This window comes from Pseudomonas sp. 05N434 (genome assembly GCF_056396965.1).
In genome coordinates this window covers 1-742 of the sequence record NZ_JBFTMK010000997.1, presented here as the reverse complement: position 1 = coordinate 742, position 742 = coordinate 1, and the positions used below count along the sequence as shown (strand labels likewise).

The 742-nt window shown below is 44.3% G+C and carries 2 protein-coding genes; both read right to left on the bottom strand.

Annotated elements, in window-relative coordinates:
- Nucleotides 1–97: 97 nt before the first annotated feature.
- A complete protein-coding gene (locus AC1DLB_RS31320; protein WP_477744699.1) occupies nucleotides 98–406 on the bottom strand; it encodes a hypothetical protein in 309 nt (102 codons plus the stop codon).
- An 82-nt stretch (nucleotides 407–488) separates the two neighbouring features.
- Nucleotides 489–742: hypothetical protein (locus AC1DLB_RS31315; protein WP_218276154.1), on the bottom strand; the 254-nt coding region annotated here is incomplete at its 5' end.

Here is a 742-nt window from a genome sequence, read left to right as displayed (position 1 = left end):
CCCTGATGCGGACCCATTACCTAGTGACCACGAATCAGAAACGCCCCCCCCAGCAGCCAGCGGTAGCGTTAATTCCATTTCCCGACAAGCGACGCCCTTACACACCACCACCAAAAAAAATAAAAACCGTAAAAATAGCGATGAATTGAATCGGTATAAAAACAATCAACAACCAGTTCGGCAGTTTTTTTGAGAAGGTCAGCATTAAAGCGCTAATAAGAACTGATGCGGCTGGAAATAATACATAAAGCTTAAGTTGGCCGGAATTGGGGTAGCCAACGGCTTTTTGTGGTGCAATTCCAGAATACAGCTCAATGCCAATAAAAAAAACAATGCATGTCAATAACAAGACAATAGTTAATGCAATACGGACTCCTACTTTGCTCCTTTTTTCTAGTTGACTCATGGTCCAGTTCCTACACTAGGATTAAGGTTGATATAGCCAGCAACACCCAGCGCACTGAAAATTACCGGCCCAATGTACTGGTTTAGAGTAGCATTTGGCCCATTGCCGGTCCCCACAAATTGGGCGCCCACGGCGCCATTCTGGTCGGTAATTGAAGAAAATAAATCCGTCCCCTTTGTTTGCTCGTTCTTTTAATTGCAGCGTAGAAGATAAAGAAGATGGACGCGGCGTGCTCGATGGAGAATGTAATAAAGAAAAAGTTGTCAGTCATTGGGTGCGGCATAGAAGTGATTATCGTGTAAGCTTCCATTTGTCCGAATGTCACTGCGAAAATGG